This window comes from Anaeromyxobacter oryzae, assembly GCF_023169945.1.
GTDB lineage: Bacteria > Myxococcota > Myxococcia > Myxococcales > Anaeromyxobacteraceae > Anaeromyxobacter > Anaeromyxobacter oryzae.
The window spans coordinates 6401686-6425624 of sequence record NZ_AP025591.1 but is presented as its reverse complement, the minus strand read 5'-3'; the positions used below and the strand labels follow the sequence as shown (position 1 = coordinate 6425624).

At 73.1% G+C, this 23939-nt stretch carries 17 protein-coding genes and 1 tRNA gene; 12 read left to right on the top strand and 6 right to left on the bottom strand.

Annotation, left to right across the window (positions count from 1 at the left end):
• The first annotated feature begins 5 nt into the window (after nt 1-5).
• The gene (locus AMOR_RS28245) at nt 6-2279 is read left to right on the top strand and encodes a hybrid sensor histidine kinase/response regulator (protein ID WP_248357023.1); all 2274 of its coding nucleotides are present in this window, start codon (nt 6-8) and stop codon (nt 2277-2279) included.
• A gap of 87 nt (nt 2280-2366) precedes the next feature.
• Nucleotides 2367-4718 carry a hybrid sensor histidine kinase/response regulator gene (locus tag AMOR_RS28240; RefSeq protein WP_248357021.1) on the top strand — a complete coding sequence of 784 codons (2352 nt, stop codon included), beginning with the start codon at nt 2367-2369 and terminating at the stop codon, nt 4716-4718.
• 361 nt (nt 4719-5079) lie between these two features.
• Here AMOR_RS28240 and AMOR_RS28235 read toward each other — a convergent pair whose 3' ends face one another.
• The 3 genes from AMOR_RS28235 to AMOR_RS28225 form a co-directional block, all read right to left on the bottom strand.
• Nucleotides 5080-6099 (bottom strand): hypothetical protein, encoded by a 1020-nt coding sequence (locus AMOR_RS28235; protein WP_248357014.1) that lies wholly within the window; start codon nt 6097-6099, stop codon nt 5080-5082.
• 30 nt (nt 6100-6129) lie between these two features.
• Nucleotides 6130-7269 (bottom strand): hypothetical protein, encoded by a 1140-nt coding sequence (locus tag AMOR_RS28230; RefSeq protein WP_248357012.1) that lies wholly within the window; start codon nt 7267-7269, stop codon nt 6130-6132.
• Between the two features lie 327 nt (nt 7270-7596).
• Nucleotides 7597-7672, bottom strand: a tRNA-Thr gene (locus AMOR_RS28225).
• A gap of 100 nt (nt 7673-7772) precedes the next feature.
• On the opposite strand from AMOR_RS28225, the gene AMOR_RS28220 reads away from it, so the two are divergent.
• Complete coding sequence (locus AMOR_RS28220) at nt 7773-8090, top strand: translation initiation factor IF-2 (protein WP_248357011.1); 318 nt, start codon at nt 7773-7775, stop codon at nt 8088-8090.
• Between the two features lie 5 nt (nt 8091-8095).
• On the opposite strand, the gene AMOR_RS28215 is transcribed toward AMOR_RS28220, so the two are convergent.
• Nucleotides 8096-10837, bottom strand: a complete 2742-nt coding sequence (locus AMOR_RS28215) for a BamA/TamA family outer membrane protein (RefSeq protein WP_248357009.1) — start codon at nt 10835-10837, stop codon at nt 8096-8098.
• 165 nt (nt 10838-11002) lie between these two features.
• A complete protein-coding gene (locus tag AMOR_RS28210; protein WP_248357007.1) occupies nt 11003-11929 on the bottom strand; it encodes an alpha/beta fold hydrolase in 927 nt (308 codons plus the stop codon).
• Nucleotides 11930-12042: 113 nt separating this feature from the next.
• Between AMOR_RS28210 and AMOR_RS28205 the strand changes: the two genes are divergently transcribed.
• Genes AMOR_RS28205 through coaD form a run of 4 tightly spaced genes read left to right on the top strand, consistent with a single transcriptional unit; the run spans nt 12043 to nt 15161 of the window.
• Entirely contained in the window at nt 12043-13056 is a 1014-nt protein-coding gene (locus tag AMOR_RS28205) for a cation diffusion facilitator family transporter (RefSeq protein ID WP_248357001.1), read from the top strand.
• A 41-nt stretch (nt 13057-13097) separates the two neighbouring features.
• Nucleotides 13098-14087 carry a hypothetical protein gene (locus AMOR_RS28200; protein WP_248357000.1) on the top strand — a complete coding sequence of 330 codons (990 nt, stop codon included), beginning with the start codon at nt 13098-13100 and terminating at the stop codon, nt 14085-14087.
• Nucleotides 14084-14626 (top strand): 16S rRNA (guanine(966)-N(2))-methyltransferase RsmD, encoded by a 543-nt coding sequence (gene rsmD, locus AMOR_RS28195; protein WP_248356998.1) that lies wholly within the window; start codon nt 14084-14086, stop codon nt 14624-14626. Before AMOR_RS28200 ends, rsmD begins: the two co-directional genes overlap by 4 nt.
• 19 nt (nt 14627-14645) lie before the next feature.
• Nucleotides 14646-15161, top strand: coding sequence for a pantetheine-phosphate adenylyltransferase (gene coaD / locus AMOR_RS28190; protein WP_248356992.1), 516 nt, complete (start codon nt 14646-14648; stop codon nt 15159-15161).
• Here coaD and AMOR_RS28185 read toward each other — a convergent pair.
• Nucleotides 15158-15883 carry a Cif family virulence factor gene (locus tag AMOR_RS28185; RefSeq protein ID WP_248356987.1) on the bottom strand — a complete coding sequence of 242 codons (726 nt, stop codon included), beginning with the start codon at nt 15881-15883 and terminating at the stop codon, nt 15158-15160. The genes coaD and AMOR_RS28185 overlap by 4 nt on opposite strands.
• A gap of 33 nt (nt 15884-15916) precedes the next feature.
• On the opposite strand from AMOR_RS28185, the gene AMOR_RS28180 reads away from it, so the two are divergent.
• The 5 genes from AMOR_RS28180 (at nt 15917) to AMOR_RS28160 (ending at nt 23923) form a co-directional block, all read left to right on the top strand.
• Nucleotides 15917-16354 (top strand): Crp/Fnr family transcriptional regulator, encoded by a 438-nt coding sequence (locus tag AMOR_RS28180; protein WP_248356980.1) that lies wholly within the window; start codon nt 15917-15919, stop codon nt 16352-16354.
• Nucleotides 16355-16450: 96 nt separating this feature from the next.
• Nucleotides 16451-19687, top strand: a complete 3237-nt coding sequence (gene carB, locus AMOR_RS28175) for a carbamoyl-phosphate synthase large subunit (RefSeq protein ID WP_248356978.1) — start codon at nt 16451-16453, stop codon at nt 19685-19687.
• A 168-nt stretch (nt 19688-19855) separates the two neighbouring features.
• Nucleotides 19856-20365 (top strand): transcription elongation factor GreA, encoded by a 510-nt coding sequence (gene greA, locus AMOR_RS28170; RefSeq protein ID WP_248356966.1) that lies wholly within the window; start codon nt 19856-19858, stop codon nt 20363-20365.
• Nucleotides 20366-20394: 29 nt separating this feature from the next.
• Entirely contained in the window at nt 20395-23223 is a 2829-nt protein-coding gene (recG, locus tag AMOR_RS28165) for an ATP-dependent DNA helicase RecG (RefSeq protein ID WP_248356964.1), read from the top strand.
• A 58-nt stretch (nt 23224-23281) separates the two neighbouring features.
• Nucleotides 23282-23923, top strand: coding sequence for a protein-L-isoaspartate(D-aspartate) O-methyltransferase (locus AMOR_RS28160; protein WP_248356962.1), 642 nt, complete (start codon nt 23282-23284; stop codon nt 23921-23923).
• Nucleotides 23924-23939 lie beyond the last annotated feature (16 nt).

The window sequence follows — 23939 nt, the reverse complement described above, 5'->3', positions numbered from 1 at the left end:
GAAGGTTGCTCGACGCCGCTGCTCAGCTGGACGCGCTCTGGGAGGCGCCGGTCGGCCTCGCGCTGTTCGATGCGGAGCTGCGGTACGTCCGCGTGAACGCCGCGCTCGCCGCGATCAACGGCGTGCCGGCGGCCGATCACGTCGGGAAGACCGTCCTCGAGGTCCTGCCCGACCAGAACCCCGAAGTCGCCGACCAGCTTCGTCGCGTGCGCGACACGGGCGCCGCCCTCGACGTGGAGGTCGAGGGCTACACGCCGCGGTCGCCGGGGGTCCGCCGCACCTGGCGCGTCTCGTACTACCCGGTGCGGGACGGGGCCAGCGTGGTCGGCGTGGGGGCGACCGTCGTCGAGATCACCGGCCAGAAGGAGATCGAGCAGGAGCTTCGCCGCAGCGAAGAGCGCTACCGATCGCTCTTCGAGAGCATGACGGAGGGGTTCGCGATCGGCGAGGCGATCTGCGACGACGGGGCGGCGCCGGACTTCCGGCTCCTCGAGATGAACGACGCCTTCGAGCGGCAGTCGGGCCTGAGGCGTCGCGAGGTCGAGGGGCGGCCCATCCGGGAGGTCCTCCCGAGGATCGAGCGGGCGTGGATCGACACGTACTGCGGCGTCGCGCTCTCCGGGAAGCCGGTCCGGTTCGAGAGCTACAACCGCGACCTCGACCGGCACTTCAGCGTCTATTGCTTCAGCCCGGCTCCACGCCGGTTCGCGGTCGTCTTCACCGACGTCACGGCGCAGAGGCGCGTCGACGAGGCCCTGCGCGCGGCGGAGCAGCGGTTCCGCTCCGCCATCGAGAACCTGCCGTCCGGCCTCATCGTCGCGGACCTCTCGACCCGCGCCCTGCAGTGGAACGGGGAGGCGCTGGCGATCCACGGCTACCGGGCCGAAGAGGACGAGCACAGGTTCCTCGAGACCCTGGTCGCCGAGCACGAGCTCCGGACGCTGGACGGCGAGCCGATCCCCGTCGAGCGGTGGCCCCTGCCGCGTCTGCTGAACGGAGAGACCTTCCACGAGTACGAGATCGTCGTCCGGAACGAGCGGCTCGGCTGGGAGCGCATCTTCAGCTACTCGGGCGTCGTGGTCCCGCCCCAGGCCGGGCTCGCGGCCACGGGCCTGCTGGCGATCCAGGACGTCACCGAGCGGAAGCGCGCCGAGGCGGCGCTGCGCGCGGCGAACGACCGGCTCCGCGAGGCCGATCGCCGCAAGGACGAGTTCCTCGGGATGCTCTCGCACGAGCTGCGGAACCCGCTCGCCCCCATCCGGAACGCGCTGTACATCCTCGACCGCACCGATCCCGCGGGCCTGAAGGCGCACCGGGCGAAGGCGGTCGCGAACCGTCAGGTGACGCACCTCACGCGCCTCGTCGACGATCTCCTCGACGTGACCCGGATCGCCCGCGGCAAGGTCCAGCTGCATCGCGCGGACACGGATCTCACGGCCCTGGTCCGCCGGACTGCGGAGGATCACCGAGCGCTGATGCAGGAGCGTGGCCTCGAGCTCGCGGTGGCGATCCCGCTTGGCGCCGTCGTCGTGAACGCGGACGAGACGCGGCTCGCGCAGGTCGTCGGGAACCTCCTCCAGAACGCTGCGAAGTTCACGCCGTCGGGAGGGCGGGTGTCGCTGTCGGTCGGCGTGGAGGAAGACCGCGCCGTGATCCGGGTCGCCGACGATGGCGCCGGCATCGCGCCCGAGGTGCAGGGGACGCTGTTCGAGCCGTTCGTCCAGGCGAAGCAGACGCTGGCGAGGAGCGAGGGCGGGCTCGGGCTCGGGCTCGCGCTCGTGAAGGGGCTCGTCGCCTCGCACGGCGGGGAGGTCGCCGTCGCGAGCGAGGGCGTGGGGCGCGGGGCGGAGTTCGTCGTGAAGCTGCCGCTCGCCGGCGGCGCGCACCGCGCGCCCCGGGCCGCCGAGGGCCCGCGGCCCGGCGCCGCGCGGCGGCGGCGCGTCCTCGTCGTGGACGACAACAGGGACGCCGCCGAGACGCTCGCCGAGCTCGTGCAGCTGCTGGGCCACGAGGCCGAGACGGCGTTCGATGGCCCGAGCGCTGTCGAGAAGGCGCGGAGCGACCCGCCGGACGTGGTGCTCTGCGACATCGGGCTGCCGGGGATGGACGGCTACGCGGTCGCGAAGGCGCTCCGCGCCGCCCACGACCGCCGCCTGCGCCTCGTCGCCGTCAGCGGCTACGCGCAGCCCGAGGACCTGGCGAAGGCAGCGGAGGCGGGCTTCGACGATCACATCCCGAAGCCGCCGGCTCCGGAGCGCGTCGAGCGAGCGCTCGAGTAGGGCGATGGCCCGTCCGGCACCCGCCCGGGCGCCAGCGAGTGACTACGTTCTCGGCGCGAGCGCTCGACGAGGACGAGGGAAATCCCGATGACCGTGAGGCAGGAGCTCGCCGCGAGCGCGCTGACGGACCTCCTCTTCGAGGAGCCGGGGGTGGGCCGCTGCCTGGTCGCGCCGGACGGCAGCGTCCTCCGGGCGAACGCCGAGTGGATCCGCTCGACGGGCTTCCCGGTGGACGAGGTCCTCGGGGCGGACGTGATCGAGCTGTTCCCCGAGACGCGAGACCTGGCGCTCGCGCTGCACGCCCGGGCACGCGCCGGACATCGGGTCGACGTGCCGCGCCATGCGCAGCGCGTCCAGGGCCGGGAGACGTGGTGGGAGGGAAGCATCGCCCCGGTGCCGATGGAGGGCGGGACGGGGCTCCTCATCACGGCGCGCGAGGTGAGGCGCGAGTCCCTTTCACCGCCGAAGGAGTCGCCGGGCGCGGGTCCCTCGCGAGAGCTGCTCGCGTCGGTCGTGGCTCACGCGCAGACGTGCATCGCGGTCGTCACCGGGCGCGACCTCCGCTTCACGCTCGTCAACCCGGCGTACCAGGCGATCGCGCCCGGCACGCCGATGCTCGGCCGCACCTACGCTGAGGTGTTCCCCGAGGCTGCCGCGAGCGGCTCGCGGACCCGGCTCCTGCACGTCCTCGAGACCGGCGAGCCGTGGGAGGTGGAGCGGTGGCGCGCGCCCGTCCCGGGGAAGCCCGACGCGGCGTGGCGGGGGCGCGTCGTGCAGCTCCCGACCGTTCCGTTCGATCCGCCGTCGGCGCTCGCGGTCATCGAGGACATCACCGATCAGACCCGCGCCGAGGAGGCGCTGGATCGGACGGAGGCCGCGCTCGACGCGTACTTCTCCGAGCAGAGGCGCACCGAGGAGGAGCTGCGCCGCGCCGTCGAGCGCTACGAGCGCCAGGTCCGGCTGTTCGACGGGGTGGCCTCCACCACGCCGGACTTCGTCTACCTCTTCGATCGGCAGGGGCGGTTCCTGTACGCGAACCGGCGCCTGCTCGAGGTATGGGGCATGAAGCTCTCCGACGCCGTCGGCAAGACCTGCCGCGAGCTCGGTTACGAGCAGTGGCACCACGACATGCACATGCGCGAGATCGCCCAGGTGATCGAGACGAAGGCTCCGATCAAGGGCGAGGTCCCGTTCAAGGCACCGCGCACCGGGCACTTCGGCGTTTACGAGTACATCTTCACGCCGGTCATCGGCCCCGACGGCGAGGTCGAGATCATCGCCGGGACGACCCGGGACGTCACGGAGCGTAAGCACGCCGAGGACGCGCTGCGCGAGGCCGACCGGCGCAAGAGCGAGTTCATCGCCGTGCTCTCGCACGAGCTCAGGAACCCGCTCGCGCCGATCCGGAACAGCATCCGCGTCATCGAGCGGGCGCCGGCCGGGAGCGACGCGGCGGGCCGCGCGCTGGGCGTCCTGCGCCGGCAGGCCGACCACCTCGCTCGCCTGGTCGACGACCTCCTCGACCTCACCCGCATCACGCACGGGAAGATCGAGCTCCAGGTCGATCGCGTGGACGCGCGAGACGTGGTGCGTCGCGCCTGGGAGGACGCGCGATCCCTGTTCGACGAGCGCGACGTGGATCTCCTTCTCTCCCAGGCCGGCGAGCCGCTCTGGGTCGACGTGGACGCGGCGCGCCTGTCGCAGATGGTCGGCAACCTCCTCAGCAACGCGCTCAAGTTCACTCCGCCCGGCGGTCGCGTGCGCGTCGGGGTCGACCGGCGCGGCGGAGCCTGCGAGGTGTCGGTGAGCGACACCGGGCTCGGCATCGACGCGGCCGACCTGGAGCGCATCTTCGACCCGTTCGTCCAGTCCGAGCGGACCCGGCACGGGCACGGGGGGGTGGGGCTCGGGCTCGCGCTGGTGCGGGATCTGGCGGATCGGATGGGCGGCGAGGTGCGGGCCGAGAGCGACGGCCCGGGCCGGGGCGCCGAGTTCGTCATCAGCCTCCCGCTCGAGGCGGCCCCTCCGGACGGCGCCGTGGCGTCGCGAGCCGATCCAGAGGCGATGGGGCTGTCGGTGCTGATCGTCGAGGACAACCAGGACGCTGCGACGACCCTCGCCGACCTCCTCGCGCTCGGCGGCCACCGGGTCTCGACGGCCGGCACCGGCCGCGCCGGCATCGAGGCGGTCGCCGCGCGCGCTCCCGACGTCCTCATCTGCGACGTCGGCCTGCCCGACATGAGCGGCCACGACGTGATCCGTGCCGTGCGCTCCAGCGCGCCGCAGACGCCCGTCTTCGCCGTCGCGCTCACCGGCTACGCCCAGCCCGCGGACCGCGAGGCCGCGCTCGCGGCGGGGTTCGACGCCCACCTGCCCAAGCCGCCGCCGCTCGAGGAGCTTGACGTGCTGCTCGGGGAGGTAGCGCGGCGGAAGGGGTGAGGACGGCGTGTGCGGCGCGCGCAGCTCGGTCGCCTCGGCCCAGAAAGAAGACGGGCGCTCGACCGGTTGGCCAAGCGCCCGTGAAGACTGGAGCCGACACCCAGACCTGAACTGGGGACCTACTGATTACGAATCTGGCCCCTCATTCCAAAACCCTTTCAGATTCCGTGCTTACGCAGGGTGCAGACTGCGTTTTGAGCCCCTGTGGCCCTGGTTCTGGGTGTTCCTTGGGTGATTCGCTCATTCTCCTTGGGACCTACTGATTACCGGATTTCGTCTGAGAGCCTACTGATTGGTTAATCAGTAGGTCCCAAACTCGGCCTTGGGTGTCGGCATTGCGGCGCTGGAGCGTCGGGCGGCGTCAACGCGCCACCTGCGCCTCGATATGCTGGGCAACGGCAGCGGGACCGCCCACGGCAGTGATCGGCGGTGGCCGTCCGAGAAGGTCACGCCCGTTGTCGAGGCGCCGCGCCGTTCGCGTATCGCAGGTGAAGACGTCCGCGTAGGCCGCTCCGACGAGATGCGTGAGGTCGTAGAGATCGCCACGTTGCTGCTCGAAGGCCCGCGATGCCGTGCTCGGCCGCGCGATGATCTCGAAAGACATGGCTCTGAGAGCCCGGTGGAAGAGGAAGATGAACGGGAGAACCGTGAGATCCGGGAAGCCGTTCACCGCCGCGGCCACCTCGGCGTCGGTGGGAGCGACGAAAATGCCGCTCTGGTTTCGGTGGAACCCCGACGCGGGGTCCTTTCGAAGGAGCGCGGCTGCTTCCGCCACGTCGACCTGGAGGTTCGCGCGCACCTTCCGATCCAGCTCCTCCTCCATCGCCGCGCGGTCCACCTGCTGCAACCCGGTGATGCGGTCGTCGTAAAGGCGACGTGCACTCTGCACCGAGAGTTCACGGAACCGGGCGAGGCGTGCCATCAGCGACGGCGCCGAGCCGGCCACGTCAACGAAGTCGGCGAGCGTGGGGTGCGCGAGCGCGTAACCGAGACTCTCGGCATCCCATGCCTCGAAAAGCGAGAAGAACGACGCGGCCGCCGGGAGCGGCGCCGGGGTCTTCGTCCCCCGAACGGCGTCGAGGACGGCGTGCAGGACTTCCCGCTTGATCACGTCGTTGTCGGAGTAGACCCACACGAGATCGAGCCGGTCGAGCCAGCGCGCGATCGCGACGCGGGAGGCGGGGTTCTCCTGGTGAAGGAGCTCCCAGACGTGCGTGAGCGAGAAGCACAGGTTCTCACCCGCTGAGAGCCGCACGACGAGGTCGTGGAGCGCACGGGCGGGGTCGTTCGCCGGTGCGTCAATGCCGCGGAACGCATCAACGAACGTGCTCCAGTCCAGGTAGATGGACTTTCGACTCTCGGTGAGCGCCTTCGCTGGCACGGTCCTCCCCGGTGCAGGGGGTGTGTGATGCTACCGAACGAACTCGGATAGGACCCGGAGAAGGCGGCGAGCCGCGCCGACCTCATCGGGAGTCCACTCCCGCCACGCGGCGGCGAACGGCCAAGTTCCCATGGACCGAATCGTGGCGGACCACTCTGCATATGCTGCGCGCTCCGCCTCGACCCGGGCGCCAACGCGAGCAGTCTCGCCCTCGTCCTCCGCAAGCCGGGCGCCCTTCTGCGCGAGCGTTGCTCCTTGGAGACGCTCCAGCCAGGCGTCGCCGTCCATCATGCGGAACCCGATCGCCGCGATGGCGCGACCTGCGGCGCGCCGGGTCTGGGCGTCTTCGATCGCCTCGGCCAAGGCGACGAGCCGCATGAGCGGTACGTCGAGCGCCAACCACGCCGAGATCGCACGGACGCGGGCGTTCGCGCGATCCGCACGCTCACTGATCGCCTGGATCTCACGGAACGCGCGCTCGCGCGGGTACCGGAACTCGGAACTCGCCGCCGCCTTCGCAAGCAACGCCACGCCGTCCGGGTCGAGCCGCTTCGGGCAGCCGGCGAGCCAGCCCGCGACGGTGACGAACCCGTTCCCGGGCACGGACCGGGCCGCAGCTTCCACCGCGCGCGCGACCGCCCTTCGTTGCTCTGAGGGATCCGCGGGGCATGTCTGCATCCCGAGCATCCCGAGCACCTGGAGGTTCGCGACGAGTGCGTTGCGGTCCGCTTCCGCTGCGGAAGCCAGCGCGAGCGCCCGCTGCTCGTCGGCGCCATCCGGCGGGGCGATCAGGAGACGCTCCGCCGCAGTCAGGGAAACTGACGTCGGTAGCGCCGGAAGAGCCGTCTGCGGAGCATCCGCCACACCGGGGTCCGCGCCGGCAAGATCGGGGCGACCCGCATCCCTCCAGGCGAGAGCGAGATCCTGCATCAACGGCGCCTGCGACGACCCTCGACGGCGCTCGATGAGCCGCCGGAGGACCGCAGCTCGCGGCGGCGGCCGTTCCACGCCTTCCAGCGGCGCGAGCAGGCCCTCTGCACGGCGATGGTCACCGAGCTCGATGGCGGCGCACGTCGCCGCGAAGCGAGCGACAGGATCGTGGGGCGCGGAACCCAACGCGGCCTGCGCTTTCCGGAGCGCGCCCGCGGCGTCGCCGCGGTACTGCTGCACGGCGGCGTCCGAGCCGGATGATGACACCGTGACAATTAGCGCGAGGATAGGTCCCATCGTCTGCAACGAGACCACGTCGGGGAACTAGGGTCGAGCGCGTCGTCGCACGATCTCGCGCCTGCTCGCCCACGTCGCGCCCCATTCGCGAGACGCGCTGCCTCTCGATTCCCATCGTCGCCTGCTCTGTGTAGTCGCACGAAGGCGGCGGCAGACGGGCGCCAGAGCGGCTGGGTGTCCCGTGGGTGTTCGCCGTACCAGGAGAAGAAAAGGCCCGTTCGACGGTCAGTCGAACGGGCCTTCAAGGGCCTGAACGTACTCAGGAAAACTTGGAGCCGACACCCAGACTTGAACTGGGGACCTACTGATTACGAATCAGTTGCTCTACCATCTGAGCTATGTCGGCAAGCCCGAAGCGCGCGTTTTCTAGCATCGGTCGGGCCGGGTCGCAAGCACCGACATGCGGGCGGGTCGCCGCCGCGGTGCGGCGCGCCTAGGTTGCAGGCATGGCAGTGAAGAATCGACCGGGTTCGGCCAAGGACTCCCTTGCGCGGCAGGAGGCGGACCTCCGTCGCGGGGCGCCCGGCGGCAAGCGCTTCATCGGCGGCACCGCGGCGCAGAGCCAGCGGGCCAGGCGCGCCCAGCGCGAGACCGTGGAGCGGATGGCGGAGATCGACTCCGCCGAGCACCGCGCCCGGGAGATCGGCGTCCCGGTCTCGGCGATCCTCGCCGAGCTGGTCCAGGACTCGCTCCGGCTCGCCCGGACGCTCCTGTACGCGCCGTTCCGCATCGCCCAGGCGCTCCGCAGGCCGCGCGAGGCGTAGAGCCTCTAGAAGGACGGGCCGACGGTCAGGTAGACGCTGAGGTTCCCGACCGTCGGGTCGCTCACCTCGCCGGCGAAGACGCGCCCGAACGCGTGGGCGACGCCGAGCCGGACGTCGGTGACGATCCAGTAGCCGAGTACGACCTCGGCCCGCAGCTCGGCGCCGGCGCCGAGCCTGAGCTGGTCGGCGCCGAACGCGTGCCCCGCGAACGGGAGCTCGCCCGGAAGGTCGAATGCGTCGCCGAGGTCGGCGAACGCGGCCCCGTGGAGCCGGCGCAGGAACACCGGCCAGGTGGAGTGACCCCACACGGGCGTCGCGATGGGGAACCGGAGCTCCGCGTTCGCGATCGCGAGCCCCGTGCCGCGCAGGTCGTTCACCGGGTAGCCGCGGAGCTGATCCGACGGGGCGGCGACGGTGCCGAGGACGAGGGACAGGGGATTGCCGGTCGACGCGCCGCCGAGCTCGAACGGCGCGCGGCCGCCGATGGAGCCCTGCGCGACGCCGCCACCGGCGTGGAGCGCGAGCACGGCGTGTCGCGTCCCCGGGACGCGGAGGTACTCGGACCAGCCCGCGCGCGCCCGCGCCACGGAGAAGTCGCTGCCGACCTCGGGGCCCGCCGCGGCGAGCCCGAGGCTCACGGTTCGGCCCTCCTCGGGCGAGATCGAGTGTACGAAGCGGCGCGCGTCCGAGTAGACGATCCCGAGCGACAGGTCGGACAGGAAGCCGTCCCCGTAGCCCAGGAAGTCCGACGTGGGGGCGTGCCGCGACTCGCCGAGGACGTCGTAGATCGTCCCGGCCCAGCCGAGGCGCAGGGCGAGGTCGGAGGTCAGGCGGGAGAAGGTGAACGTGAGCCCTGCGGCGAAGCTCGTGTCCGCCTCGAGGCCTCGCGTCCCGCCCGGTGCGGTGTCGAGGATCCGCGAGGACGAGAGGTCCAGCTGCGGCCACGACCAGCCGCCGGCGTAGGCGACGGCGTACCCGGGCTCGTGCCCGCTCGCGCTCCACCACGCCTGAGCCGCCCACGCGTGCCGCCCGAGCACGTCCGTGCCGCCGGTCGCGGCGCCGAAGATGTTGCCCGCGCCGTCGGAGCCCCAGACCGGGAACCACCAGTGCGGCGCGACCGTCCGCCAGGGCGAGTAGGGTCGGGTCGGGAGCGGGGGGGCCGCTTCGGGCGCGGGCATCGCGATCGGGGCCGCCGCCGGGGTCGGGTCGAGCCACGTCGCCGGGTCGAACGGGATCGACGCGAGGTCGAACCCGGCGCGCGAATAGATGACGAACGCGATGGTGCGCCCGTCCGGCGAGACCGCCGGCTGGAACGCGCCGGACTCCACGTTGGTGACCTGGCGGATGGCGCCCGTGGCCGCCTCCCACGCGTACAGGTCGTACACGCCGCCGCGATCGGAGGAGAAGAGGACGTACCGTCCGTCCGGCGTCCACGCCGGGCTCGCGTCGATGGCGTCGTCGTCGGTGATGCGGCGGACCTGGCCGTCCTCCCAGAGGGCGAGGTCGCGGCGTCCGTCGTCGTGGATCGCGAACACGACGCGGCGGCCGTCCGGTGACACCGCGGGTGCGTAGAGCTGCGCGCCGGGGCGCGAGAAGAGGACCTCCTCCGGACCGCCCGCGAGCGGGCGCCGCGCGAGGTGCATCGCCCCTCCGACCGAGCGCGCGACGTAGACCACCGCGGCGCCGTCCGGCGCGACGGCGGGATCGGTGGCGCGGGCGCCGTCGGTGAGGCGCCGCCTGTGACCGCTCTGGAGCTCGAGCAGCCAGAGGTCGTCGTAGACGCGGTGCTCGCGCCAGACCTCGGTGACCGCCACGACCGCCTCGCGCGGGGAGCGGAGCGCGAGCGCGCCGTTCGCGTCGATGGTCGCCACGCGGCCGAGGTCGCGCCCGTCGGGCGCGATCCGGAACACGCCCCCGCGCCCGTCGAGCGTGTGGCGAAAGTACGCGATGAACGAGCCGTCCGGCGACCACCGCGGGGTCCCCGCCTGGCCGCCGTGCGTCGTGAGCCGCCGGAGGGACGTCACCGGCCGCGTCCGGATCTCCGCGAGCTGCGCGGTGAACCGCGCCTCCTCCGCCGCGCGGTACTCCGCGTAGAGGCCGAGGAAGTCCTTCCCGAACCAGCGCTCCGCGCCGAACCCGGGAGCGTAGGGCCAGACCCGGGAGCCCTGGTCCGCGAGGTAGCCGGCGAGGGCGGCGCGACCGGCGCGCGCCTCGATCCACGCCATGAACCGGCCGCCGACGAGGTACGGGACGCTCCCGAGCGGCCAGTCGACGCTCGGGTTCGACACGTCGTCGAGCGGCGGCCATCCCGGCGGCTCCGTCGCGAGCGCGCGCGCGTACATGTCGAAGAGTGCGCTCGCGTTCCGGCCGGCGCCGGGCGGCTCGCCGTCGCCCTCGTGCGACACCGCGAGCCCCTCGATCATCCAGCCCGGGACGACGCCGTTCGGGAACCACAGCCGGCCGAAGACCCGGTTCCAGAGCCCGGGCAGGCCGCCCACGTTGTCGAGGTGCAGGATGTGGACGTACTCGTGGAAGAAGAGCGCGGAGACCCAGTCCCGGTAGTCGTTCAGCTCGGAGAGATCCGGCGGCGGGACCGCGTACAGGCGGATGGTGTCGTAGGGCAGCGGCGTCGCGGACCCGTTCGCGTCGTCGGTGTCGTCGGAGAGGACGACCTCGGTCCGCGCGGCGGGCGCGTGGCCGAGGAGGGGGGAGAGGACGGCGTGCGCGCGCTCGGCGGCGCGGGCCACCTCCTGCGCGAGCGGCTCCTCGCCCTGGTGGAAGTGGACGCGGAAGTGCTCCGTCTCGATCGTGCGGAAGCGGTACGCCGGGTCGTACAGCTGGGCGGCGGTACGGGCGGGGAGTAGCGCGGCCGCCGCGAGGGCGGCCGCGAGGGCGACGGGGGTGCGCAGGGATCACCTCTGGGGGCGGCGCGGGGTCCGGCGGCGGGCGCGCGGGCGGGCGGCGCGGCGACGAGCGGCGACGGGGCCGTCGAGGAAAGGGAGGACGCGGTCGGCGACGAGCGCCGGGGCCTCGAGCGGCGCCACGTGCGTGCCGCCGGGGACGACGAGCAGCTCGCTCCCGGGGATCGCCTCGTGCATGCGCACCGAGAGCCGGACCGGCGTGAAGGAGTCCCGCTCGCCCGCGATCACGAGCGCCGGGACGTCCACCGCGGGCAGGTGGTCGGTGGTGTCGTGCGCGGCGGCGGACGCGAGCATCCGCACGAACAGGGTGGGATCCACGGCGGCGAGATCCGCGAAGTACCGCTCGAGATCGGCGCGATCGACGCGGCTGCGGTCCACCTCGAACGCGAGCGCGTACTGCATCGCGAGCTCCGTCGAGACGACGGCGCGGAACGCGGTCCGTGCCGCGTCGGGCCAGCGCTCCACGAGCGCCCGTGCGAACGGGAAGGCGATCTTGAGCGCCGGCGAGTCGTGGAACGTGTCGATGGGGTGCCCGGGCGCGCCGCAGAGGAGGACGAGGCCCCGGACCCTGCGCGGCGCGAGGCGATGCGTCTCCAGCGCGACCTGCACGCCCATCGAGTGGCCGACGAGGACGACCTGGCGCTCGCCGGCGTCGTCGAGCACGGCGAGGAGGTCCGCCACGAGGTCATCGAGCCCGACGCGCTCCGGATCGCGGGGCGCGTCCGAGCGGCCGTGGCCGCGGTACTGCGGGTGGAGCACGCGGTGCCCGGCGGCGAGCGCCGGCTCGAGGTGGCGCCACACGTACCCGGCGCAGCCGATCCCGTCGAGCAGCACGACGGCCGGGTTCCCTTCGCCGAGGCTCGTCCAGTGGATCCGGGTCCCGTCCGGCGCCTGCGTCTGGTGGTGTTCGAGGTCCATCCGTCTCCCGGCCCCTGGCGGGGCCGCGGCCGGGCGGGCGCCGCCCGCTCCGCCCCCGGTGTCGGCCGCGAGGTGCATGGCGTAGACTATCGCGAGACGGAGGTTCAAGCGGAATGTCGCACGGCCACTCGCACGGCGAGAGCGCTCGCCGGCACCGACACGGCATCGAGGAGGCGCATGGCGCGGCCGGTCACGACCACGAGCACGGTCACGACCACGATCACGCGTCGGCTCACGCGCTCGGGGCGCACGCCGCCGGGGCGAGCATGCGCCGGCTCGGCGCCTCGCTGGTGGTCACCGCGACGGTGATGGTGGCGGAGGCCGTCGGCGGGTGGCTCTCCGGCTCGCTGGCGCTGGTGTCCGACGCCGGGCACATGCTCACCGACGCCGGTGCGCTCGGTCTCGCCCTCGTGGCGGCCTGGCTCGCGGCGCGGCCGGCCGACGACAAACGGACCTTCGGCTACCGCCGGGCGGAGGTGCTCGGGGCGCAGCTCAACGTGGGCGCGCTGCTCGTCCTGTCGATCTGGATCGCGTGGGAGGCGGTGGACCGGCTCCGGACGCCGCACGAGCCGATCAAGCTCGGCCTCATGGCGATCATCGCCGCCATCGGCCTCGTCGCGAACGTCTCGATCCTCTGGTTCCTGCACGGCGAGCACTCGCTCAACGCCCGGTCGGCGTTCCTCCACGTCGTGGCGGACACGGTCTCCTCGGTCGCGATCCTCCTCGGCGCCGGCGCGATGGCGCTCCGCCCCGGCCTCGAGTGGCTCGACCCGGTGCTGTCGGTCGCGATCGCCGGGCTCATCCTCTGGGGCGCGCTCCGCCTGATCCTGGAGATCACCGACATCCTCATGGAGAGCGTGCCGAAGCACCTCGACGTCGGCTGCGTCTGCAAGGAGATGGAGTGCTGCGCCGGCGTCATCGCGGTGCACGACCTCCACATCTGGACGATCTCCAGCGGCCTCTATGCGCTCTCGGCGCACCTCGTGGTCCACACCGACGCGATGGGCAGGAACGACGACATCCTGAACGCCGTGAAGCTCGAGTTGCGCCGGCGCTTCGGCATCGACCACACGACGCTGCAGATCGAGTCGGCCGACTACGCGCACGTGCACGACTACCAGCACTGAGCGTCCCGCCCGCGCCGGGGCACCCGTGCTATACCCGTGCCGTGGTCTCGCGGATCCTCGCCTTCCGGCCGGCGAGCGTCGTCGAGCGGCTCGCGCCGCGAAGCGACGCGTGCCCGCTGTCGCTCCGGGATCTGCTCGGCCCCGCCTCCGCCCTCGGCATCGTCCTGCCGGTGGTCCGGGCCCCGATCGCCGGCGTCGCCCGGGCGGCGCTCGTGGCCGCGAAGGAGCACCGGTCCGCGCTCGGCCTCGCGCTCCCGCCCGGCGTGCTCCCGGAGCCCTGGTTCGACGCGGTGACGCGGACGGCGGACGAGCTCGCCGCCGGGCTGCCGATCTTCCTCTCGGCGGAGGTGAAGGTGGACGGCGACGGCGCGACGCAGGTCGAGCGCGCGCTCCACGAGGCGTGGCGGCTCGTCGACGCGGGCGTGACGCACCTCGCCATCGACGTCGTGGCGGTGGAGCGGCTCGACCGGGCCCGCGTCGTCGCGGAGGTCGCCGCCGCCGCCTTCGAGCGCGGCATCTGCGTCGACTGCGTCCTCCCGCTCGAGGACGGGGCGCAGGCGCGCGCCGCCGCGCTGCTGGAGGAGCTGTCCCGGCGCGGCGCGACGCCGGACGTCGCGAGCGTGCGCTGCCCGGCGCCGGCGAGCCCCGACGAGGCGCGCCTCCAGGTCGCCGCCCTGGCCCGCGTCTGCGGCGCGCTCTCCGGCGTACCGGTCATGCGGCGCGGCCCGGCCACGCCCGACCTGCTCCGGCTCCTGGAGGGCTCGCCCGTGAAGGCGTGCGACGACGGCGGCCTCGCCGCGGCGAGCGCGATCGGCGTCATCCCCTGGGACCTCATCGTCGCCGACGAGGGCGAGGACGAGTCGCGGGCGAACCGGCTGGAGCAAGCCGCGCGCGAGCTGTCGGACGAGGGCGCCGATCGCCTCGAGGCGCGCGCGTACCTCGAGGTGATGCAGTTCCTCGAGGCGCTCGGCGCGCCCGGCAGCGCCCTTCAGCTGTCGCGGGTGCTGGAGCGCCAGCTCGAGGATCGATGACGACGCGCATCATCGCTGGCACGGCGCGCGGCCGGCACCTCGCCGTCCCCCCGGGCGTCGCCACCCGGCCCACGAGCGACAAGGTCCGGGGCGCGGTGTTCAACGTGCTCGGGCAGTTCTTCGAGGGCGGCGACGTCCTCGACCTCTACGCCGGGACGGGTGCGCTGGCCCTCGAGGCGCTCTCGCGCGGCTGCGCGCGTGCGGTGTGCGTCGAGGCCGACCGCCGCGCCGCCGGGATCGTCGCCCGGAACGCGGAGGCGTGCGGGTTCGGCGAGCGCGTCGAGGTCGTGCTCGGGCGGGTCCCGGAGGCGCTCGGGCGGCTCGCGCGGGGCCGGTTCGCCCTCGCGTTCGTCGATCCGCCCTACGCGGAGGGGCCGGAGACCGCGCTCGCGGCGCTCGGACCGCTGCTGGCGCCCGGCGCGCGGGCGGTCGCCGAGCACGACGCCCGGCGGCCGCCGCCCGACCGGCTGGGGTCGCTCGCGCTCGTCGACCGCCGCACCTACGGCGGCACGGGAATCTCGATCTACCAGCGCGAGTGAGCGATACTCCGCGCCCGACATGCCCCGGACGCCCCGCGTCGCCATCTACCCCGGCTCGTTCGACCCGCTCACGAACGGGCACCTCGCGATCATCCAGCGCGGGCTCAAGATCTTCGACCGGCTGATCGTCGCCGTGGCGAACAATCCGCAGAAGACGCCGCTCTTCTCGGCGGACGAGCGAAAGGCGCTCATCGCCGAGGCGCTCGGGAACGACCCGCACGTCGAGGTCGACTCGTTCGACGCCCTCATGGTCGACTACGCCCGGCGGCGCGGCGTGCACACCGTGCTCCGCGGCCTCCGCGCCGTCTCGGACTTCGAGTACGAGTTCCAGCTCGCCAACATGAACAAGCGGCTCCTGCCGGAGTTCGAGTCGGTGTTCGTGATGACGGGCGAGGACTACTTCTTCGTCTCGGCGCGGCTCGTGCGCGAGGTGGCGACGTTCGGCGGCGACGTGTCCGGGTTCGTCCCGGCGAACGTCCTCGCCGCGCTCCAGAAGAAGCTCGGGAACCCGAACCTCGGGAAGCCGGCGCGCTAGTCGTGCATCCCGGCGACGGCCCACCGGCCGCCGTCCCGCACGAGGAAGAGGATCACCGCGCGGCCGGAGACGTCCGCGATCGCGACCCAGCCGCCGCGCGCGGCGAGCGGCGCGACCCGCGCCGGCGGTGGCCCGAGCCGCGCGACCGCGTCCGCGGCGGGCAGGATCTCGAGATCGAGGAGCGCTCCCCGTTCGGCCCGGCCGGAGAGGAGCCCGCGCCAGGTGGTGCGGACGACGTCGCGCCCGGTCCGGACGTCGCCGTCGAAGCTGAAGCGCTCGGTGGAGAGCGCCGCGACGGCGTCCGCGTCGCGGGTGACGAGCGCGTCGAGGAAGGCGAGGGCGGTCTTAGCGACCTGGGTGCGATCGGGGTCGAGGGGAGAGGCGGCGGGGCGCGCAGTCTTCGCGGTCGCGCTCGCCGGCGGAGTCGTGCCCGTACCCGTGCCCGTGAGCGTACCCGGCCTCTCCGTGCCCGTGCCCCGCGTCCCGTGGCCCGTGGGCCCTCGGCCGCCACCCGTGCCCGTCTCGCTCGCGGGCGCGCGCCCCCGGTCTTCCTCTTCCGCGGCCGCGGCGGGGGGAGAGGACCGCGGTGAGGGAGGCGCGGCGGGCGCCGGCGTCTCCGCCGCGGGTGCGTCCGGGCGCGGATTCGCCGCCGCGGACGGAGGATCCCCCGCCTCGCCCTGCGCGAGCGCCACCGCCGCCAGGATCGCCGCGAAACCGTTCATCGGTGATCCGAGCTTATGCTAGCTTTCCCGGCCATGGCCAGCGCGGCTCGCGAGGTGTGGGGAGACCTCGCCACCACGGCGTTCGTCGAGTCGAGCCTGCTCTTCCGGTCGCTCGACCCGGAGGCGCGCCGGGATCTGCTCCAGCTCGCGCGCCAGGCGACCTGGGCCGCCGGCGACCAGGTCTCCGGCGACGCCGACGAGGGCTTCTACCTCGTCGTCGACGGCCAGGCAGCGGCGCTGGTCGGCGGCGTCGAGGTCGCGCAGCTCGAGCGCGGCGCGTTCTTCGGGGAGGGGCGGGTGCTCGGCGCGGGTCGTCCCACGGCGCTCGTCGCCCGCTCGGAGGTCGCCGCGGTGGTCTTTCCGGCGCCGGTCGTCGCTGCCCTCGGCGAGCGGTTCCCGAAGGTCCGGAAGCTGCTCGAGGCGATGCACGCGGCCCGGCAGAAGGACGCCTCCGGCAAGCTCGCGTCCTGACCGCCTGCCCGGCCGCCGGGCAGCCAGCGACCCCCCGGCGCGCCCGCGCGACGCGGGTTACATCCTTGCGCTCGCGTGTGCTAGTTTCCCCGCCCCATGCCGCGCCGTACCGACATCAAGAAGATCATGATCGTGGGCTCCGGGCCCATCGTCATCGGGCAGGCCTGCGAGTTCGACTACTCGGGCACGCAGGCGTGCAAGGCCTTGAAGGAGGAGGGGTACGAGATCGTCCTCCTCAACTCCAATCCGGCCACCATCATGACGGATCCGGGGTTTGCCGACCGGACCTACGTCGAGCCGATCACCCCGGAGACGGGCGAGCTCATCCTCGCCCGCGAGAAGCCGGACGTGCTGCTGCCGACGCTGGGCGGGCAGACCGCGCTCAACCTCGCGGTCGCCCTCGCGAAGAACGGCGCCCTGAAGCGCCACGGCGTCGAGCTCATCGGCGCGCAGCTCGAGGCCATCGAGAAGGCCGAGGACCGGCTCCTCTTCAAGGAGGCGATGAACCGGATCGGCGTGGAGCTGCCGAAGTCGGGGTACGCGACCTCCTGGGAGGACGCGCGCGCGATCGCGAAGGACATCGGGTTCCCGATCATCATCCGCCCGAGCTTCACGATGGGCGGCGAGGGGGGCGGTGTCGCCTACAACCTCGAGGAGTTCGAGCCGCTCGCGCGGCGGGCGCTCACGCTCTCGCCCACCCACACGATCCTCTGCGAGGAGTCGATCATCGGGTGGAAGGAGTACGAGCTCGAGGTGATGCGCGACAAGCGGGACAACGTCGTCATCATCTGCTCCATCGAGAACTTCGACCCGATGGGCGTCCACACCGGCGACTCGATCACGGTCGCGCCGGCCCAGACGCTCACGGACAAGGAGTACCAGCGGATGCGCGACGCGGGCGTCCGCATCATCCGCGAGATCGGCGTCGAGACCGGCGGGTCCAACATCCAGTTCGGCGTCCACCCCACCACCGGCCGGATGGTGGTCATCGAGATGAACCCGCGCGTCTCGCGGTCGTCGGCGCTCGCCTCCAAGGCGACCGGCTTCCCGATCGCGAAGATCGCCGCGAAGCTCGCCGTCGGCTACACGCTCGACGAGCTCAAGAACGACATCACCCGCTACACGCCGGCGTCGTTCGAGCCGACCATCGATTACGTCGTCACGAAGATCCCGCGCTTCGCCTTCGAGAAGTTCAAGGGCGCCGACGACACCCTCACCACGCAGATGAAGTCCGTCGGCGAGGTGATGGCGATGGGCCGGACGTTCCAGGAGAGCTTCCAGAAGGCGACCCGCGGCCTCGAGATCGACCGCTGCGGCCTCGAGTCGCCGCTCGGCAAGAAGCCGGGGCAGCCCTACGCGCCCGACGAGGTGGACCGGGTGAAGGCGGAGGTCCGCGTCCCGCGCGCCCACCGCTTCTTCTGGATCGCCGAGGCGTTCCGGGCCGGGCTCTCCGTCGAGGACCTCTACGCGCTCACGTGGGTGGACCGCTGGTTCCTCCGCGAGCTGGAGGAGCTGGTCCGCGTCGAGAAGGACCTCGCGAAGGGCGTGCCGCAGGGCGCGGACGCCCTCCGGGCCGTGAAGCGGATGGGCTTCTCCGACAAGCGCATCGCCCAGCTCGCCGGCACCACCGAGAAGGTGGTCCGCGAGGCGCGGCACGCCGCCGGCGTCCGCCCCGTCTTCAAGCGCGTCGACACCTGCGCCGCCGAGTTCGAGGCGTTCACCCCGTACCTCTACTCGACGTACGAGGAGGAGTGCGAGGCGGCGCCGACCGACCGGCCGAAGGTGATGATCCTCGGCGGCGGCCCGAACCGCATCGGCCAGGGGATCGAGTTCGACTACTGCTGCGTCCACGCGTCCTTCGCGCTCGCGAAGGCCGGGTTCGAGACCATCATGGTCAACTGCAACCCGGAGACGGTCTCGACCGACTACGACACCTCCGATCGCCTCTACTTCGAGCCGCTCACGCTCGAGGACGTCCTCGAGATCGTCCACGTCGAGAAGCCGAAGGGCCTCATCGTCCAGTACGGCGGCCAGACGCCGCTCAAGCTCGCGGTGCCGCTCCACGAGCTCGGCGTGCCGATCTTCGGCACCACGCCGGACGCCATCGACCGCGCCGAGGACCGCGAGCGGTTCGCGGAGCTCATCGAGAAGCTCGGCCTGAAGCAGCCGCGGAACGGCGTCGCCCGGAGCGCCGAGGAGGCCTTCGCGGTCGCGCGCCGCATCGGCTACCCGGCGATGGTCCGGCCCTCGTACGTGCTCGGCGGCCGCGCCATGGAGGTCGTCTACGACGACAAGGACCTCGAGACGTACCTCCGCGAGGCGGTCCAGGCGTCGAACGAGCGGCCCGTCCTCATCGACCGGTTCCTCCGCGACGCCGCCGAGGTGGACGTCGACGTGGTCTCGGACGGCAAGGACGTCGTGGTCGGCGGCGTGATGGAGCACATCGAGGAGGCCGGCATCCACTCCGGCGACTCCGCCTGCTCGCTGCCCCCGTTCAGCCTCACCCCGGACGTCATCGCGGAGATCGAGCGCCAGTCCATCGCGATGGCGAAGGAGCTCGGCGTCGTCGGCCTCATGAACGTCCAGTTCGCCATCCAGGGGAAGGACATCTACGTCCTCGAGGTGAACCCGCGCGCGAGCCGCACGGTGCCGTTCGTCGGCAAGGCGACGGGGCTCCCGCTCGCGAAGGCCGGCGCGCTCTGCATGGTGGGCAAGTCGCTCGCCGAGGCGGGCGCGCTCGGGACGCCGCGCCCGAAGCACACCTCCGTCAAGGAGGCGGTGTTCCCGTTCGCGCGGTTCCGCGGCGTGGACACGGTGCTCGGCCCGGAGATGAAGTCCACCGGCGAGGTGATGGGCGTCTCGGACGACTTCTACCGCGCGTTCTTCAAGGCCCAGGCGGCGGCCGGCAACACGCTCCCCTCCGCGGGCGAGGGGAAGCGGGCGTTCGTCTCGGTGAAGGACTCCGACAAGGAGGGCGTCGTGGACATCGCGCGCCGCCTGGTCGGGCTCGGGTTCGAGGTGCTCGCCACCGCGGGCACGAGCGCGTTCCTCGGGAAGCGCGGGATCGCGACCACGCCCGTGAAGAAGGTCGTCGAGGGGCGGCCGTCGATCGTCGACCGCATCATCGACGGCGACGTCCACTTCGTCGTGAACACGACGGCCGGCAAGCAGGAGATCGCGGACAGCTTCGCGATCCGCCGTGAGACGCTCATGAAGGGGCTGCCGTACTTCACCACCCTGACCGGGGCGCGAGCCGCCGTGGGGGCGATGGAGGTGGCGCGGGGCGGCAAGGCGACCGTCCGGTCCATCCAGGAGTACCACTCGAAGCGCTAGGCGGCGCGCGCGGGCCCGTTGACAGGGGGCCCCGCCGCGCTCTAGTCAAATGAGCAGGAAGCGGCCGCCCCGGGCTTCTCGGGCCGGCCGCCCTCGTTTTTTTCGGGCCCTTCGACGACGGACCGGCTCTGCCGGCTCCACGCTCGGGGCGAACGGAGTGAATGAAGAATGAGCGAGCGCGTCCCCATGACGAAGGGCGGCCTCATCCGGCTGAAGGATGAGCTGAAGCGCCTCAAGGCCGTCGAGCGGCCGAAGATCGTGAAGGAGATCGCCGAGGCGCGCGCTCACGGCGACCTCTCCGAGAACGCCGAGTACCACGCGGCCAAGGAGAAGCAGTCGCACATCGAGGGCCGGATCCTGCAGGTGGAGCACTGGATCGCGAGCGCCGAGGTGATCGACGTCTCGAAGCACGCCGGCAGCGACCGCGTGATCTTCGGCGCGACCGTGACGCTCGAGGACACGGACTCCGGCGATCAGGTGACGTACCGGATCGTGGGCGAGCTCGAGGCCGACCTGAAGCGGGGGAAGATCTCGGTCACGAGCCCCATCGCGCGCGCCCTCATCGGGCGCAGCGAGGGCGACACGGTCGAGGTCCGCACCCCGGGCGGCGCGAAGGAGTACGAGATCCAGACGGTCGATTTCGAGGAGGAGGAGCTGCCCGGCGAGTCCGGCGAGTAGCCGTCGGACCCGGCGGATAGCCTCGCGCCGTGCAGCGCAGCGACGGCCACGGCGGTGAAGGCGCGGGCGCGATCCCGGGCCTCGCCGCGGCGCGCGCCCTCGAGGCGCTCGTCCCGCCGCTCCGGTTCGCGGTGGCGAACGGGTTCGCGGGCGCCGCGCGGCTCGTCGCGTTCGGCGCGACCCTGCGCGGCGCGATCGATCGCGCCCGCGGCCTCGGCGCCGCCGACACGCCGGCGCTGCGCCGGCTGGCCGCGGAGGCGGAGGGCTTCGACGCGCTGCCTGCGGCGGCGCGCAAGGCGGCGATCCAGCGGATCACCGCGGATGTCGCGGCGCTGATCCCGGTGCCGGACGAGCTGCGGGCGGTGGCGAGGGCGGGGAGGGTGGAAGCGGGGCCGGTGCCGTCGGGAGGGCTGCCCCCCCGGCCCGTGGCGCCTGGCACGACCTCGCCGCGTCCCCGCCCCTCGGCCACCAGCGGGCCCCCCTCACCCCGGCCCTCTCCCCCCGCTCGCGCGGGGGGAGAGGGAGAGATCTCTTCGACGGGCGGCGGGCCAGGGGCCACGGGCCACGGGAGGCGGGTCGCGGGCACGGAGAAGCCGGGCACGTTCACGGGCACGGGCACGGGCACGCCCTCATCCGTGCGCCCTGAGCGTAGCGCCCGCGAAGCGGGCGCGGAGTCGAAGGGCGTCCCGGCCGCCCCGTTCGCCCCCGACCCCCCCTGGCAACCGCTCCCCGACGCGAAGACGCCCGAGGAGCGCGCGCAGCGACGGCAGCGGCTCGCGACGAAGCTCGCCGATCTCCCGCGCGCGCACCCCGCGCCGCGCGCGCAGCTCGAGGAGCGCGGCCGCCTCACCGTCGAGGACGCGCTCGAGTTCTGGCCCAAGGCGTACCAGGACCGGACGCAGGTCCGCCGGATCGCCGAGCTGAAGGTCGGCGACGAGGCGACGGTGCTCGGGACGGTGACCCACGTCCGGATCCAGCGGATGCGGAACGGGCGGCCCATCCTCAAGGTCGGCGTCGCGGACGCGGGCTCCGGGCTCGAGCTCGTCTTCTTCAACCCGCCGCCCTGGCGCCTCAAGCAGTTCCAGGCGGGCGACGTGCTGGTCTGCTCCGGGAAGATCTCCGAGGGCTTCGGCGCGCGGCGCCAGATGAGCCAGCCCGAGGTGGAGAAGGTCCAGGCCGGCGACTCGGCGAGCTTCGGCCGGATCGTCCCGGTCTACGCGGGTCCGGCGGACTACCAGCACCCCGCGCTCCGGAAGCTGATGAAGCGGCTCGTGGACGAGCTCGCGCCGGCGGCGGTGGACGACGTGCCGGCGGACGTGCGCGCGCGGCGCGGGCTGCTCGGCCGCGCCGACGCCCTCCGCCAGGCGCACTTCCCGCCGGCCGGGACCGACCTCCTCCTCGCCGCCGCGCGCGCGACGCCGGCGTTCCGCCGCCTCGTCTTCGAGGAGCTGTTCTTCCTCCAGCTCGCACTGGCGCTCCGGCGCCGCGGCGTCCGCTCGGAGCCCGGCATCGCGTTCGACGCGTCGCGTACGGCGCTGGCGAGCGCCGTCGCGCCGCTCCCGTTCCGCCTCACCGGCGCGCAGGAGAAGGCGCTCGCCGAGATCGCGCGGGACATGGCGCGTCCCGAGCCGATGAACCGGCTGCTCCAGGGCGACGTCGGCAGCGGCAAGACGGCGGTCGCGTTCGCGGCGATGATGCTCGCGGTGCAGTCCGGCTGGCAGGCCGCGCTGATGGTGCCGACCGAGATCCTCGCCGAGCAGCACGCGCGGACGCTGGCGCGGTGGCTCGAGGGGCGGGACGTCGAGGTGGCCCTGGTCGCGGCGGCGGCGCGCGGGAAGGGACAGAAGGAGACGCGGGCGGCGGTCGCGTCCGGGCGGGCCCGCATCGCGGTCGGCACGCACGCGCTCCTCGAGGAGGACGTCGGCTTCGACCGGCTCGGGGTGGTGGTCGTGGACGAGCAGCACCGCTTCGGCGTGCTCCAGCGCGCGTCGCTCATCTCGAAGGGGCGGCGGCCCGACGTGCTCGTCATGACCGCGACGCCCATCCCGCGGACGCTCGCCCTCGCGTTCTACGGCGATCTCGACCAGTCCAAGATCGGCGAGCTGCCGCCGGGCCGGACGCCGGTCACGACGAAGCTGTACGGGGACTCGCAGCGGAAGGGCGCGTACGATCTCGCGCGGAAGGAGCTCGAGGCCGGGCGGCAGGCCTACGTCGTGTACCCGCTCGTCGAGGAGTCGGAGAAGAGCGACCTCGCCGACGCGACGACCGGCGCGGCCGAGCTGGCGCGGATCTTCGCGGGTCACGCGGTCGGGCTCCTCCACGGGCGGATGAAGGGCGACGAGAAGCAGGCGGTCATGGAGCGCTTCAGGGCGGGTGAGCTGAAGGTGCTCGTCGCGACCACCGTCATCGAGGTCGGCGTGGACGTCCCGAACGCGACCGTGATGATCGTCGAGCACGCGGAGCGCTTCGGGCTGTCGCAGCTCCATCAGCTCCGCGGCCGGGTCGGACGCGGCGCCGCGAAGAGCTGGTGCCTGCTCCTCGCCCACTTCAAGCGCGCCGGCGACGAGGCGCGCGAGCGGCTCAAGGCGATGGAGCGGACGCAGGACGGGTTCGAGATCGCCCGCGTCGACCTCCAGCTCCGGGGTCCGGGGGAGCTCCTCGGGACCCGCCAGTCCGGGCAGCAGCTCCTCGAGATCGCGGACCTGTACCGCGACGAGGCGATCCTGGAGGAGGCCCGGGAGGAGGCGTTCGCCCTCATCGAGGCCGACCCGACGCTCGCCCGGATGGAGCACGCCGCGGCGCGGGAGGCCCTGCTCGGGCGGTGGGGGCGGCGCGTCTCCCTCGCCCGGATCGGGTGACCCGCCCGGTGCGCGCCCGCCCCGACCCGGAGCGCCGCGGAGTGGCTACCATCGTGTCGTGAGCGTGGCGCTCGCTCGACGGCTGGCGGGGCAGGGCATACGCGACCCGCGGGTGCTCGAGGCGATCGCGCGGCTCGACCGCGGCCGGTTCGTTCCCGAAGCGCACCGCGCCGAGGCGGACCTGGACCAGCCGCTCCCCATCGGTTTCGGGCAGACGATCTCGCAGCCGTTCGTCGTCGCGTTCATGACGGAGCGGCTCGAGCTCTCCGGCGACGAGCGCGTGCTGGAGATCGGGACGGGGTCTGGCTACCAGACCGCCGTGCTCGCGGCGCTGGCGCGGCACGTCTTCTCGGTGGAGATCGTCGCGCCGCTCGCGGAGCGCGCGCGGGAGGTCCTCCTCGGCGAGCTCGCGCTCCCGAACGTCTCGCTCCGCACCGGCGACGGCGCCCTCGGCTGGCCGGACGCGGCGCCGTTCGACCGGATCGTCGTCACCGCGGCGACGCCGCGGATCCCGGACGCGCTGATCGCGCAGCTCGCACCCGGCGGCCTGCTCATCCTGCCGCTCGGCGAGCCGCACGGGGATCAGGCGCTCCGGGTGATCCGCCGCGAACGGACCGGGGCGCTCGGGAGCGAGGACGTGCTGCCGGTGCGGTTCGTGCCGCTCACGCACGGCGTCGCGCCCAAGGACGGCGCGCCCTGACCCGGGGCGACCCGCG